Origin of the sequence: Streptomyces lusitanus (genome assembly GCF_042647945.1) — a bacterium.
Classification (GTDB): Bacteria; Actinomycetota; Actinomycetes; order Streptomycetales; family Streptomycetaceae; genus Streptomyces; species Streptomyces pseudogriseolus.
Window position 1 is genome coordinate 90,677 of the sequence record NZ_JBHRWL010000009.1, and the last position, 13,776, is coordinate 104,452.

Here is a 13,776-nt window from a genome sequence, read left to right on the forward strand (position 1 = left end):
GTGCGGCACCCGCTCCCCCCACCACTCGCCCGACGCAGGGACGGAGCCCACTCCCCATGCACGACCCCGGTGACCACGCCCCGTTCCCCGGACGCCGCCCCGCCCCCGCGGGTCCGCGCCCGGGCGGGCCGCGCGCCCGCGGGGGCTGCGCCACGTGCGGCGGGCCGTGCGCCGGGTGCGGCGGGAGGGCGCCGTGATGACGCCGTACGCCGTCGTGATCCCCACCCTGGTGCGGGACACCCTGGCCGACTGTCTCGCCGCGCTGGCCGCCGCGCGCGGGCCGCGCCCGGAGCGCATCGTCCTCGTGGACGACCGCCCCGCCGCCTCGGCCGACCCCGACCCGGCGCCCCTCGAGCACGCGCTGAGCGTCCTGGGCGACCTGCGCGCCCGCACCACCGTGCTGCCGGGGGAGGCCCGCGGCCCCGCCGCCGCCCGCAACACCGGACTGCGCGCCGTCACCGAACCCTGGGTGGTGTTCGTCGACGACGACGTCGAGGTGGGGCCGCACTGGTGCGCCCAGCTCCAGCGCGACCTGGACGAGGCGACGTCCGACACCGCGGGCGTACCGGGCGTCATCACCGTGCCGCTGCCCGGCGGACGCCGCCCCACCGACTGGGAACGCGGCACCGCCGGACTGGCCCGCGCCCGCTGGATCACCGCCGACATGGCCTACCGTACCGACGTCCTGCGCCGGGCCGGAGGCTTCGACGAGCGCTTCCCCCGCGCGCACCGCGAGGACGCCGACCTCGCCCTGCGGCTCCTCGACGCCGGCTGGCGCATCCGCCGGGGCCGCCGCACCACCCTGCACCCCGTGCGCGCCGCGTCCCGCTGGGCGTCGGTCCGCAAGCAGCGCGGCCACGCCGACGACGCCCTGATGCGCCGGCTGCACGGCGCCGACTGGTGGGACAAGGCGGTCTCGCCGCGCGGCCGCATCCGCCGGCACGCCGCGATCACCGCCGCCGGCGCCGCCGCGTGCGCGCTCGCCGCCACCGGACACCGCAGAGCCGCCGCGGCCTGTGCGGCGGGATGGGCGGCCGGCACCGCCGAGTTCGCCCGTGCCCGTATCGCGCCCGGGCCGCGCACCCCCGAGGAGGTAGCGACCGTGCTCGCCACCAGCGTGGTCATCCCGCCCGCCGCCACCTGGCACCGCCTGGCCGGCGCCTGGCGCCACCGGCACGCCCCCGCCTGGCGGGAGGTGGCCCGATGAGCCCCGTGCGGGCGGTGCTGTTCGACCGCGACGGCACCCTGGTGCACGACGTCCCCTACAACGCCGCCCCGGAGCGCGTGCGCCCCGTCGAAGGGGCGCGCGAGGCGCTCGACGCGCTGCGCGCCCGCGGCATCCGCACCGGCGTCGTCACCAACCAGTCCGGCGTCGCCCGCGGCCTGCTCACCGAGGCCGACGTCCGGCGCGTCAACAAGCGCGTCGAGGAACTCCTCGGCCCGTTCGACGTGTGGGCGTTCTGCCCGCACGGCCCCGACGACGGCTGCCCCTGCCGCAAACCCCGGCCCGGCATGATTCTCGACGCCGTCGGACGGCTGGGCGCGGACCCCGCCGACTGCGTCGTCGTCGGCGACATCGGCTCCGACGTCGAGGCCGCCTGCCGCGCCGGGGCACACGCCGTGCTCGTCCCCACGCCCGTCACCCGCCCCGAGGAGACCGCCGCCGCCCCGCACGTGGCGCGGGACCTGCCCGCCGCCGTACGGCTCGTCCTCGACGGCCCGCCGTGGGAGGCCCCCGACGCCACCCCGGCCCTGGGTCTGTACGCCGGCGCCGAACACGTGCGGTGGGCGTCCGGACGCCTGCCCACCGGCCCGGACGCGGCGCCGCCCCGGACCGGGAGGTACCTGTGAAAGCCCTCGTCACCCGGCTCGACAGCTTCGGCGACGTGCTGCTCGCCGGACCCGCCGTACGGGCCGTCGCCGCCCGCGCCGACCACGTCACCCTGCTGTGCGGACCGCACGGGGCGCCCGCGGCGCGGCTGCTGCCCGGGGTGGACGAGGTGCTCGTCTGGGACTCGCCGTGGACCGGGTTCCGGCCGCCGCCCGTCGACCGCGACGACATCGAACGGCTGCTCGCGTCCGTCGACGCCGACGCCGCGCTCGTCCTCACCTCCTATCACCAGTCGCCGCTGCCGACCGCGCTGCTGCTGCGGCTGGCCGGCGTCCCGTTCATCGCCGCCGACAGCGAGGACCACCCCGGCAGCCTCCTCGACGTACGCCACCACCGCGCCCCGCACGCCCACGAGGCCGAGGCCGCGCTGGACCTCGCGGAGGCGGCCGGCTTCCCCCGCGTCGACGACGGGCTGCTGCGGGTGCTCCCGCCGCCCGCCGGGGACCGGCCGGCCGGCGACGGCCCGTACGTCGTCGTCCACCCCGGGGCCAGCGTGCCCGCCCGCGCCTGGAGCCCCGGACGGTGCGCCCAGGCGGTGCGCGAACTGACCGCCGCCGGACGGCGCGTCGTCGTCACCGGCGGCGCGGGCGAACGCGAGCTCACCGCGTACGTCGCCGGCGGCCGGGCCGTCGACCTCGGCGGCCGTACCGACGCCGCGCAGCTCGCCGCGGTGCTCGCCGGGGCCGACTGCGTCGTCGCCGGGAACACCGGCCCCGCCCATCTCGCCGCCGCCGTCGGCACCCCCGTGGTGTCGCTGTTCGCGCCGGTCGTCCCCGCCGAACGGTGGCGGCCCTACGGCGTGCCCCATCTGCTGCTCGGCGACCAGGACGCCCCGTGCGCCGGAAGCCGCGCCCGGCGCTGCCCCGTGCCGGGCCATCCCTGCCTGGACACCGTGACCGCGCTCGACGTCGTCGCCGCGGTCGACAAGCTCGTGGAGGTGGCATGAGGATCCTGCTGTGGCACGTGCACGGGTCGTGGACCACGGCCTTCGTGCAGGGACCGCACACCTACGTCGTCCCGGTCACCCCGGACCGCGGACCCGACGGCCTCGGCCGCGCCCGCACCTTCGACTGGCCCGACTCGGTCGTCGAGGTGCCCCCCGAGCGCCTGGCCGAGCAGGACGTCGACGTCGTCGTGCTGCAACGCCCGCACGAGATCGGCCTGGTGGACCGGTGGCTGCGGCGCCGCCCGCCGCTGGTCTACCTGGAGCACAACGCCCCGCACGGCGACGTCCCCGACACCCGGCACCCCGCCGCGGACCTCCCCGGCGTGACCCTCGTGCACGTCACCCACTTCAACCGGCTGATGTGGGACGCGGGCGCCACCCCCACGACGGTGATCGAGCACGGCATCGTCGACCCCGGCCCGCTGTGGACGGGGGAGCTGCCGCACGCCGCCGTCGTCGTCAACGAGCCGGTGCGGCGCGGCCGTACGACCGGCACCGACCTGCTGCCCGCGTTCGCCGCCGCCGCGCCGCTGGACGTGTTCGGCATGGGCACCGACGGACTCGCCGGACACCTCGGCCTGCCCGCCGACCGGTGCCGCACCCACGAGCTGACCCAGGCCCGGCTGCACGCCGAGATGGCCCGCCGCCGCGTCTACGTCCACCCGGTGCGCTGGACCTCCCTCGGCCTGTCCCTCCTCGAGGCCATGCATCTCGGCATGCCCGTCGTCGCCCTCGCCACCACCGAGGTCACCGAGGCGGTGCCGCCCGGCGCGGGCGTGGTCTCCAACCGGATCGACGTCCTCACCGACGCCGTGCGGGAGTTCACCGCCGACCCGCTGAGCGCGCGCCGTACCGGCGAGCTCGCCCGGGCCGCCGCCCTCGCCCGGTACGGCCTGCCCCGCTTCCTCGACGACTGGGAACGCCTCCTCAAGGAGGTCACCCGATGACGGCACCCCGGGTGCTCGTGCTGCGGGCGCTCGGGCTCGGCGACCTCCTCGCCGGGGTGCCCGCGCTGCGCGCGCTGCGGCGGGGCCTCCCGGACCACGAGACGGTGCTGGCCGCGCCCGCCGAACTCGCCCCCGTCGCCAGGGCGACCGGGGCCGTCGACCGGCTGCTGCCCGCCTCCGCGCCCGGCCGCGCCGTCCCCCGCACCCTCGACTGGACCGGGCCGCCCCCGGACCTCGCCGTCGACCTGCACGGCAACGGACCGCCCAGCCACCGCCTGCTGCGATCCCTGCGCCCGGCGCGGCTGTTCGCCTTCGCGCACCCGGACACTCCCGAGATCCAGGGCCCGCCCTGGCGCCGCGACGAACACGAACGCGACCGCTGGTGCCGGCTGCTGCGCTTCTACGGCCTCGACGCCGACCCGGCCGACCTGCGGCTGCCCCGACCCGACACCCCCTCGCCCGCCCCCGGCGCGGTCGTCCTGCACCCCGGCGCGGGCGCGCCCGCCCGCTGCTGGCCCGTCGAGCGGTACGCGGCGGTCGCCGCCGCCCTCCGGACGCGCGGGCTGCGGGTCGTCGCCACCGGGGGCACGGGGGAGGACGACCTCGTGGCCCGGCTCGCCAAGGAGGCCCGGCTGCCCGACACGGACGTCTTCTCCGGCGGCCTGCCCTTCCCCCGGCTGTCCGCCCTCGTCGCCGGCGCCCGCGCCGTCGTCAGCGGCGACACCGGCATCGCCCACCTCGCGGTCGCCCACGCCACCCCCACCGTCACCCTGTTCGGCCCGGTCCCGCCCCGCCACTGGGGCCCGCCCCCGCACCCCCGCCACATCGCCCTGTGGCACGGCCCCGAGGGCGACCCGCACGCCCGCCGCCCCAACCCCGCGCTGCTGCGCGTCACCCCCGACGAGGTGCTGGACGCCCTGCACCGTCTGCCCGCCCCCGAGGAGCCCGCCCCATGACCGGCCACCCCCGCGTCGGCGTCGTCATCGCCACCCGCGACCGCAGGGAACGCCTCGCGGTCACCCTGCGGCACCTCGGCGACCTGCCCGAACGGCCGGAGATCCTCGTCGCCGACAACGCCTCCACCGACGGCACCCGCGCCATGGTCGCCCGGGACTTCCCCCACGTACGGGTCCTCGCCCTCACCCGCAACCACGGCGCCCTCGCCCGCAACCACGGCGCCCGCGCCCTGGACACCCCGTACATCGCGTTCGCCGACGACGACTCCTGGTGGGCGCCCGGCGCACTCGCCCGCGCCGCCGGCCTGTTCGACGCCCACCCCCGGCTCGGACTGATCGCCGCCCACACCCTCGTCGGCCCCGAGAACGCCCCCGACCCGCTCAACGACCTCCTCGCCCGCTCCCCGCTCGGCCCCGCCACCGACCTCCCCGGCGTCCAGGTGCTCGGCTTCCTCGCCTGCGCCTCCGTCGTCCGCCGCAGCGCCTACCTCGACGCGGGCGGCTTCCACCGGGTGCTGTTCTTCGGCGGCGAGGAGACCTGCCTCGCCTACGACCTCGCCGCCCGCGGCTGGGGCGTCACCCACTGCCCCGACGTCGTCGCCCACCACCACCCGGCCACCTCCGGACGCCCCGGCCGGCCCGCTCAGCAGCGCCGCAACGAGGTGCTCACCGCATGGCTGCGCCGCCCCGTCCGCCACGCCCTCGCCCGCACCGGCGCCCTCGCCGCCGAGGCCCGCGCCGACACCACCGCCCGGCGCGCGCTGCGCCAGACGCTCGCCCTGCTGCCCGCCGCGCTGCGCGCCCGCCGCCCGCTGCCCCCGCACGTGGAACGCGCCGTCCGTCTCCTGGAGCTGGAAGGGGCGACCGCATGACCGACGTCCGCACGACCGTCGTCGTCATCACCCACAACCGCCGCCGCGAGCTGCTGCGCACCCTCGACCGGCTCGCCGAACTCCCCGAACGACCCGAGGTGATCGTCACCGACAACGGCTCCACCGACGGCACCGCCGACGCGGTCGCCCGCCACCACCCCGAGGTCCGGCTGCTGCGCCCCGGCCGCAACCTCGGCGCGGTCGGCCGCAACCTGGCCGTCCGTGACGTCACCACCCCGTACGTCGCCTTCTGCGACGACGACTCCTGGTGGGCGCCCGGCTCCCTGGCCGGAGCCGCCGACCTGCTCGACCGTCACCCCGCCGTCGTCTCCGTCACCGCGCGCATCGTCGTCGAACCGCACGGCACCGAGGACCCGATCGTCCGCGAGCTGCGGGAGTCGCCCGTGCCGGGACCGCCGTGGCTGCCCGGACCGGCCCTCGGCTCCTTCCTCGCCGCCGCGACCGTGCTGCGGACGGACGCCTTCCGGAAGGCGGGCGGCTTCCACCCCAAGCTGTGGCTCGGCGGGGAGGAGGAACTGCTCGCCGTCGACCTCGCCGCCGACGGCTGGTGGCTCGTCTACGCCGACCATCTCACGATCCACCACCAGGCGTCCGAGGCGCGGGACGCGACCCTGCGCCGGCGGCACGGCATCCGCAACACCCTGTGGTTCACCTGGCTGCGCCGCCCGGTCGGCCCCGCCCTGCGCCGCACCGTCAATCTCGCCCGCACGGTTCCGCGCGACACGACGTCGCTCCTCGCCTTCACGGAGGCGGCGGCCGCCCTCCCCTGGATCCTGCGCGAACGCCGTGTGCTGCCCGCCGAGGTGGAGAGCCGCCTCCGCCTCCTGGAACCCGTCCAGCGCGCGTCGAAGGCCCGGCGCTACACGGGCTGACCGGGGCCGGCGCTCACCGCCCGCGGCGCGGGCCGCCCGCGTCGCCCGACCACCGGGACAGCAGCCGGAACGCCGCGAACAGCGTCACCGGCCACACCGTGACGAACACCCAGATCGCCCACGGGGCCGCCGTGACGACGCCGGTCACCATCAGGGCCACCGACACCGCGACCAGGAGGGCCACCGTCCGGCCGCGCGGCTCGCAGCGGGCCACGCGGCCCGCGACCCGCCTCAGATCAGGGCCGCGGCGGGCCCGACGGCCCCGCATCAGCCGGTTGAGACGGCGGTCCCGCCGCAGCGACCGCTCGATCTCGTCGAGGATGTGCTGTTCGTGTTCAGGGAGCCGACCGAGGGACACCGTCTCTCCTCCAACGCTCCGCCAGGGTGGACGTGCGATCCGGGTGCCCGGCGGACGTACGGCCTAACCGGCGCCGTGACCGGCGCCGGCGTGGGATGTGAGCGCCTCCAGCAGACGGTCCGCGCCGTCCGGCAGCCGGCCCTCGCGGAACGTCTCGCGCGCCTGCCGCGCGGCCACCCGGCCCGACGTCAGGCACCAGTCCCACCACCGGTCCAGCCGCCGCCCGTCCACCTGCTCCGCCGGCAGCAGCGCCGGCCACCCGCAGGCCCGCGCCTGCGCCGCCACCTTCGCGCCGCCCGCCACCGGGTCGATCGCGATCACCGGCGTGCCGACCCGCAGCGCCAGCACCAGCCCGTGCAGCCGGTCGGTGACGACCAGGTCCAGCCGCGCCAGCACCGACTGCACCTGCGCCGGCGTCGCGTTCAGATGCCAGTCCCGGGTGTCCAGCCGCGTTTCCAGCTCCAGCCGGGCGCAGTCCTTCCCGGCCAGCCAGTGCGTCACCCGCTCGGCGACCTCCGCGTGCCGCCGCTGCGCGCCGTACTCGTGCTGTCCGTGGGTCAGGATCACCCCGACCACCGGCCGCGGCGGCACGTCGGGGGCGCGGGCCGCCAGATCCTCGGTGGGCGCGCGACCGGGCGCGTCCCGGGCCAGCACCCGCTGGAACCCGGTGACCGCCGGCTCGCCGGGGTCGATCACCGACGTCCCCACGGCGATCCGCACGCAGTGCGCGAACCGCCGGTGCAGCTCCTCCACCTGCGGTCCGTGCAGCGGCCCGCACACGAACACGAGGTGCGAGTAGTCGTGGGGCCGTACGTCGTCGAGGTGCAGCGCGTCCGGCCGGAAACCGGGGCTCCAGGCGACGTCGTACGGCGTACCGGACCCGAGCAGCACCGTCTCGACCCGCCGCAGGGCCAGCACGTCCCCGGCGGTCGCCTCCCCGTCCCGAAAGCTGAACCACCCGGTCAGGAGGACCTTGCGCGGCCCTGAACGCCGTTCTTCTCGCACGGCGCACCGAGTGCCCCGGGGGACGGGCAGGCAATCGGGCCGCGGGAGATCGGAACGCCGGGATACCTCCCGGGCCCTTCCGACGCCCTGCCCGTCCTCGTCTCTTGCGGACGCGGCCCGCGCAGGGCGCCTACGCGCCGGGGCGTTGTGCGTGTACGGGCCTGTGTCCCGGCCGCCCCGTGGCCCACTCTCCTGCGGACGCGCGCCGTGCCCCCTGCGCCCGGCGCGGCCACCCGCCGGCCTGACCCGGCCCCTGCGACGGCGCAGGACCCTGCCTCCGCGTCAGCCCCTGCCTCCACTGTCCGGGCCCGCCCTTCTGCGGACGGGAGCCGGGTTCCTGCGACCGCCCGGGCCTCTGCTGCCCGGGCTCGCCGTCCTGCGGACGCGGTCCGAGCACCCCGGCCGGGACCGTGGCCCGGCGACCTGCGGAGCGGGGGCCCGGCGCTTGCCTGGTCCCTCGATCTGCCCCTGCGACGGCCCGGGACCATGCCTCTGCGGCAGCCCCGGTCCCTACTGCCCGGGCTCGCCCTCCTGCGGACGCGGGCCGGGTCCCTGGGCACCGGGGCCTTGCGTCTGCCCGCCGGGCCCGTGACCCGGTCCCCGCGACGGCCCGGGCCCCTGCCTCTGCGGCAGCCCCGGTCCCTACTGCCCCGGCTCGCCCTCCTGCGGACGCGGGCCGGGTCCCTGGGCACCGGGGCCTTGCGTCTGCCCGCCGGGCCCGTGACCCGGTCCCCGCGACGGCCCGGGCCCCTGCCTCTGCGGCAGTCCCGGACGCTGCTGTCCGAATCCGCCCTCCTGCGGACGGGAGCCGGGTCCCTGCGGCTGCCCGGGGCCGCCATGACCCGGTCCCTGCGCGTCGGCGCCCGGCCGCTGCGGAAGCTCGTGACCCTGCCCCGGACCCTGCGAAGGCCCACGGCCCTGAGGCGGCTCACCACCCTGCCCGTGCGGCAGCCCCTGCCCCTGCCCGGGCCCGCCCGGCTCCTGCTGCCTCGGCCCGCCCTGCGGCTGGCGCGGCCCGCCCTGCGGAGCCCGCGGGCCCGCCTGGGGATGGCGTGGGCCGCCGGGCCCCTGCTGCTGGCGGGGGCCCGTCTGGGGCGGGCGGGGACGGACCGTGCCCGCCAGGGCCTGGCGGACCTCGAACTGGGTCCGTTCGGCCACCTCGCGGACCTCGGCCACGACGTCACCGCGCTCGCGCACGAGTCTGTCGTAGACGGGGAGGTCGTCGGGGGAAGTCATGGGGTCTTTCCTTCGTGGGGGGATGTCGTGCACGCGGGGCCGGTGTCCGGCCCCAGATGTTCAGCGCCGCCGGACGGGCAGGGCGTTACACTCCGCCGGGTTTTGTCCATGGACGAGGCAGCTGTCCGGATACGAGAAAGAGGACGGGATCCGGCCTACTTCCTCGCTACCGTGCCCCCATGACCACCTCGCAGCGGACCACCGCCCCGCCGTCGCCGCCCGTCCTCGGCCCCCGCGCGCTGAACCGGGCGACCCTGGCCCGGCAGCTTCTGCTGAGCCGCTCCCCGATGTCCGCGACGGCCGCCGTCGAGCATCTGGTCGGTCTCCAGGCGCAGAACGTCAAGCCGCCGTACTACGCCCTCGCCGCCCGCCTCGACGGCTTCACCCCGGAGGCGCTGTCCCGGCCCCTCGCCGACCGCGAGGTGGTCCGTATCGTCACCCTGCGCTCCACCATCCACACCCACACCGCCGACGACTGCCTCACCCTGCGGCCTTTGGTGCAGGCCGCCCGCGACCGGGAGCTGCACCACTTCCGCGCCGGGCTCGCCGGTGTCGACCTGGAGCGCCTCGCCGTCCGGGCCCGCGCCCTCGTCGAGGAGGAGCCGCGCACCATGAAGGAGCTGCGTGAGGCGCTCCTGGAGTACTGGCCGGACGCCGACCCGCAGGCCCTCTCCGTGGCCGCCCGCTGCACCCTGCCACTCGTGCAGGTCACCCCGCGCGGGCTGTGGGGCCGCAGTGGCCAGGTGCGGCTGACCACCGCCGAGCACTGGCTGGGCAGACCCGCCGAACCCGTCCCGGCCCCGGACGCCACCGTGCTGCGCTACCTCGCCGCGTTCGGTCCCGCGTCCGTGAAGGACATGCAGACCTGGGCCGGCCTCACCCGGCTCCGCGAGGCGTTCGAACGCCTGAGGCCCCGCCTTGTCACCTTCCGGGACGAGACCGGCACCGAACTCTTCGACCTCCCCGACGCGCCCCGCCCCGACCCGGACACCCCGGCCCCGCCCCGCTTCCTGCCCGAGTTCGACAACCTGCTGCTCTCCCACGCCGACCGCACCCGCGTCGTGCCGCCCGGGCTGAAGGGCCGGCACTGGAAGGGGAACGTCGCCTACCGCACCCTGCTCGTGGACGGCTTCCTGGCGGGACTGTGGCGCCTGGACGACGACGCCCTGGTGATCGAGCCCTTCGGACGCCTCGAGCGGGCGCGGCGGGCGGAGGTCACGGCCGAGGCGGAGCGGATGCTCGGGGTGCTGCACCCGGGCCGGACGTACGACGTCCGCTTCGGGACGGTGCGGGAGTGAACCCGGACAAGCCCCGCAGGAACCCCGGAGAAACCCCGAGGGGGAAGCGAGGGTGCATTGGATAGGGGGCGTTGCGGGCTGCTCGTGGAAGCCCGCAACGCCCCCTGGTCGTCACCTGAGGGTCGCTCAGGAAATCAAGGGGTCGGCCCCGGACGGCGGCACTTCACGGCGGCGGGGCGGACAAGGGTGGCGGAGAAGGAGACGGGCGCGGCGGCGATGGCGCGCCCGGGGGCGGACCGTCTGATGCGGGCGAGCCCTGACATGGGTCTCCTCCAGTTGCCGGTGGGGGGTCGCGCGGGGGTGGGGGCCGGGCATCGGGGCGGGCCCCGATGTGCCCGAGCGATCGGCACGTGTCACACGCTAGAACCGGTCCCGGCGCCCTCCCAATGAGGGAACCCCCTAAGGGGACCGGGACAGGGAAAACCCTCGGTCGCCGCGGCCCTGACCCGCCGGTTTCCGGTCAGCACGGCCGAATACCGCACCCCTGCAAGGCCGTTGCGGCACCCTCGACACGCCGTTACGGCCCCTACGGCGCCCTGCGCCCCGCCGCCAGCCGCACGATGTCCACGCGGGAGCGTATCCCCAGCTTGCGGTAGACCCGGGTGAGCGTCGCCTCGACCGTCTTGACGCTGATGAACAGGCGCCCGGCTATCTCCCGGTTGGTCGCCCCCTCCATGACCAGCGCCGCGACCTGACGCTCCATCGAGGCCAGCCCGTCCAGCGCGGCCGGGGTCGCCGCGGGCATCGGGTCGGCCTCCGCCGGTCCCGACGCCACCGCCTCGTCGACCTGCCGCAGCCACGGCAGCGCACGGCACCGCCGGAACAGCCGCGCCGCCTCGTCGTACCCGGCGGGACCCGGCCCCCGGGAGCGCAGCCGGGCCCGCGCGAAGGCGGCGCGCGCCTCTTCCAGGCCGTAACCGAGCTTCGCCAGGCGCTCCTGAGCCGACGTCAACTGGGCGATCGCGGCCTGGTGTTCGCCGCGCGCCGCGCGCACCAGCGCCTCCGCGCGGTCCAGCACCGCGAGCACGCTCGCCCGGTTGAGCCGTAGCGCGTGCACCCGGGTGGTGTTGATCAGCTCCTGCGCCTCGCCGGGCTCGCCGATCCGCACCAGCGCCTCGGCGAGGTCGCCCTGCCAGCGGCCGCGCGCCGGGTCGGTGATGCCCATGCCCTGCTCCAGCTCGCGCACCCGGCGCAGCGAGTGCACCGCGGCCTGCGCGTCCCCGGACACCAGCTGCGCATACCCGAGGGCCGCCAGGGCCAGGGAGAGGTACAGCTGGTCGCCGTCCACCTCGGCGTGGTCGGCGGACTCGCGGGCCAGGGCCATCGCCCGCTCCACGTCCCCGCCGGACGCCTCCGCGACGGAGGCGAGCATCGCGGACGCGCTCTCCCCGATGCCGGAGTCGCGGGCCAGCCGCAGGCTCTCCCCGGCCAGGTCCAGGGCGCGCCCGCAGTGCCCGAAGCGCAGCTCGGTGTCGGCGAGCAGCCGGGAGAAGTGCACCTCGCTCTCGACCATGCCGCGCCGCCGGGCCTCCCGCAGCAGCGCGGTGATGGCCGTACGGGCCTCGGGCAGCTGGTCGCTCATCAGCAGCCAGCGGAACCGGGACATCGCGGCCCCGTTGTGGTGGCTGGCGACGTCGGGGTCCTGGGGTTCCTGGAGCGCGCGCCGGATGGTGGCGGGGGCGTCCGGGTGGCCCATCAGGGTCTCGGTGGACGACTGGAAGGCGAGCGCCATCAGCTCGGTGCGCCGGTCCCCGCCGCGTGCGGCCAGCTCCGCCGCGTGCGCGGCCTCCTGGCGGGACTTCGCGAAGTCGCCGTTGACCACGACCTCGCGCCAGGCGAGCTGGTAGTGGACCAGGGCGAGCAGCCGGGGGTCGTCCCCGGCGTCGGCGAGCACCTGCGGGAACACGGCGTCGACCTCGCCGAGCGCCTGCCCGGCCGCCTCGATGACCACCATCCACGCCCGCACCCGCTCGGCCGGCACGGTCGCCCGGGTCAGCACCTCGCGGGCGATGTCGCGGGCCAGGTCGACCTCGCCGGCGGTGATGGCGTCCTCGGCGGCCTCGAGCCGCCGCTCGTCGGGGGCGGGCGCGCCGTCGGCGGGGGTGTGCCGGGCGGCGAGCAGCCCGAGGGAGGCGGCGACCGACGGCGCGCCACGGTCGCGGGCCATCGCGGCGGCCTCGGCGAGCCGGGCGGCGACCTCCGGGTCGGGTCCCGTGGCGGCGAGCGCCAGGTGCCGGGCCCGCTCGATCGGGTCGGAGGCGGCGGTGGACAGCGCCGTGTGGGCGGCCCGCCGCTCCTGCGCGGGGGCCTCCGCGTAGAGGGCGGCGGAGATCAGCGGGTGCGTGAAGCGCAGCGCCGGGTCCTCGGGGTCGGTGATGAGCAGCCCGAGGGAGGCCGCCTGGGCGGTCTCGGCCTCGGCGTTGTCCCGGCCGGCCGCGTGCAGCAGGGCGAGGGTGGGGCGGGCGCCGGCGCTGGCCACCAGCAGGGTGCGGCGGGCCGCGTCGGACAGCATCTCCAGGCGGCTGAGGACCAGCGCCCGCAGCGACGTCGGCACCGGCAGCGGCTCGCCGGGCCGGGGCCGGGTGGGGCTCTCCGCGAGGGCGCGGCCCAGCTCCAGCGCGAACAGCGGGTTGCCGCCGCTGGTGCGGTGGATGTCACGCACCGTCGAGCGGGACAGGGTGGTGTAGCCGCGGTGGTCGAGCAGCGCGGAGACCTCGGCGCGGGAGAACGGGCCCAGCCGCACCGCCAGCGTGTCCGGCGGGCAGGCGCGCAGATGACGGTCGTACTCCTCGCCCTCCGTGCGCACCGCGCACAGCATGCGCACCGGGCTGTCGCCCAGGCGGCGGGCGGCGAAGCCGAGCAGTTCGGCGCTGGCCGGGTCGAGCCACTGGAGGTCGTCGGCGACCACGAGGACCGGGCCCTCGGCGGACAGCGCGCGCAGCGTGGACAGCACGGCGAGCCGCAGCGCCAGGCCGTCCCGCTGGAGGGTGGACTCGCCGCGCCCGGTGAGCGCCGACTCCAGGGCGGTGCGCTGGGCGGCGGGCAGCCGGGGGGCCACCTCGTCCAGCACCAACCCGAACAGATCGGCCAGGGCGAGGAACGGAAGATGGGATTCGGACTCCGTGGCCGAGCAGCGCAACACCCGCGAGCTCGCCCCGGCGTTTTCCGCCGCAAGTGCCCGCAGCACGGTCGATTTACCTATTCCGGCGGGGCCGTGGAGCAGCACGCTGCCGCCGCGCGCGAGCTGCGCCCTGGCGTCGGCGAACAGCTCGTCCCGGCCGATGACCAGGTCGGGGCGGTACCTGGCAGGCTCCTTGTCGTCCCGTCGCACGGTCACCGCTCCCCTCCGTGTGGCGTGTCCTGGCCAATATTAG

At 77.1% G+C, this 13,776-nt stretch carries 11 protein-coding genes; 8 read left to right on the top strand and 3 right to left on the bottom strand.

Annotated features, from left to right (window positions below; all coding sequences use genetic code 11):
- Positions 1-196 precede the first annotated feature (196 nt).
- From ACFOSY_RS16035 to ACFOSY_RS16065, 7 genes are read left to right on the top strand one after another with little or no spacing between them, the layout of a single operon-like run.
- Positions 197-1,207, top strand: a complete 1,011-nt coding sequence (locus ACFOSY_RS16035) for a glycosyltransferase family 2 protein (RefSeq protein ID WP_394307755.1) — start codon at positions 197-199, stop codon at positions 1,205-1,207.
- Entirely contained in the window at positions 1,204-1,851 is a 648-nt protein-coding gene (locus ACFOSY_RS16040) for a D-glycero-alpha-D-manno-heptose-1,7-bisphosphate 7-phosphatase (RefSeq protein ID WP_394307490.1), read from the top strand. The genes ACFOSY_RS16035 and ACFOSY_RS16040 overlap by 4 nt, the downstream gene beginning before the upstream one ends.
- Positions 1,848-2,837, top strand: coding sequence for a glycosyltransferase family 9 protein (locus tag ACFOSY_RS16045; RefSeq protein WP_394307491.1), 990 nt, complete (start codon positions 1,848-1,850; stop codon positions 2,835-2,837). Before ACFOSY_RS16040 ends, ACFOSY_RS16045 begins: the two co-directional genes overlap by 4 nt.
- Complete coding sequence (locus tag ACFOSY_RS16050; protein ID WP_394307492.1) at positions 2,834-3,784, top strand: glycosyltransferase; 951 nt, start codon at positions 2,834-2,836, stop codon at positions 3,782-3,784. Before ACFOSY_RS16045 ends, ACFOSY_RS16050 begins: the two co-directional genes overlap by 4 nt.
- The gene (locus tag ACFOSY_RS16055; protein ID WP_394307493.1) at positions 3,781-4,740 is read left to right on the top strand and encodes a glycosyltransferase family 9 protein; all 960 of its coding nucleotides are present in this window, start codon (positions 3,781-3,783) and stop codon (positions 4,738-4,740) included. The genes ACFOSY_RS16050 and ACFOSY_RS16055 overlap by 4 nt, the downstream gene beginning before the upstream one ends.
- On the top strand, positions 4,737-5,612 hold the full coding sequence (locus ACFOSY_RS16060) for a glycosyltransferase family 2 protein (protein ID WP_394307494.1): 876 nt from the start codon (positions 4,737-4,739) through the stop codon (positions 5,610-5,612). Before ACFOSY_RS16055 ends, ACFOSY_RS16060 begins: the two co-directional genes overlap by 4 nt.
- Complete coding sequence (locus tag ACFOSY_RS16065; protein ID WP_394307495.1) at positions 5,609-6,505, top strand: glycosyltransferase family 2 protein; 897 nt, start codon at positions 5,609-5,611, stop codon at positions 6,503-6,505. Before ACFOSY_RS16060 ends, ACFOSY_RS16065 begins: the two co-directional genes overlap by 4 nt.
- Before the next feature lie 13 nt (positions 6,506-6,518).
- Here the strand turns inward: ACFOSY_RS16065 and ACFOSY_RS16070 are convergent, their stop codons facing one another.
- Both ACFOSY_RS16070 and ACFOSY_RS16075 read right to left on the bottom strand, forming a co-directional pair.
- Positions 6,519-6,863, bottom strand: coding sequence for a DUF3040 domain-containing protein (locus ACFOSY_RS16070; RefSeq protein WP_394307496.1), 345 nt, complete (start codon positions 6,861-6,863; stop codon positions 6,519-6,521).
- A gap of 63 nt (positions 6,864-6,926) precedes the next feature.
- Entirely contained in the window at positions 6,927-7,868 is a 942-nt protein-coding gene (locus ACFOSY_RS16075) for a polysaccharide pyruvyl transferase family protein (protein ID WP_394307497.1), read from the bottom strand.
- Between the two features lie 1,415 nt (positions 7,869-9,283).
- Between ACFOSY_RS16075 and ACFOSY_RS16080 the strand changes: the two genes are divergently transcribed.
- A complete protein-coding gene (locus tag ACFOSY_RS16080; RefSeq protein WP_394307498.1) occupies positions 9,284-10,402 on the top strand; it encodes a winged helix DNA-binding domain-containing protein in 1,119 nt (372 codons plus the stop codon).
- Between the two features lie 526 nt (positions 10,403-10,928).
- Here the strand turns inward: ACFOSY_RS16080 and ACFOSY_RS16085 are convergent.
- A complete protein-coding gene (locus ACFOSY_RS16085) occupies positions 10,929-13,739 on the bottom strand; it encodes an ATP-binding protein (RefSeq protein ID WP_394307499.1) in 2,811 nt (936 codons plus the stop codon).
- Positions 13,740-13,776: the final 37 nt, after the last annotated feature.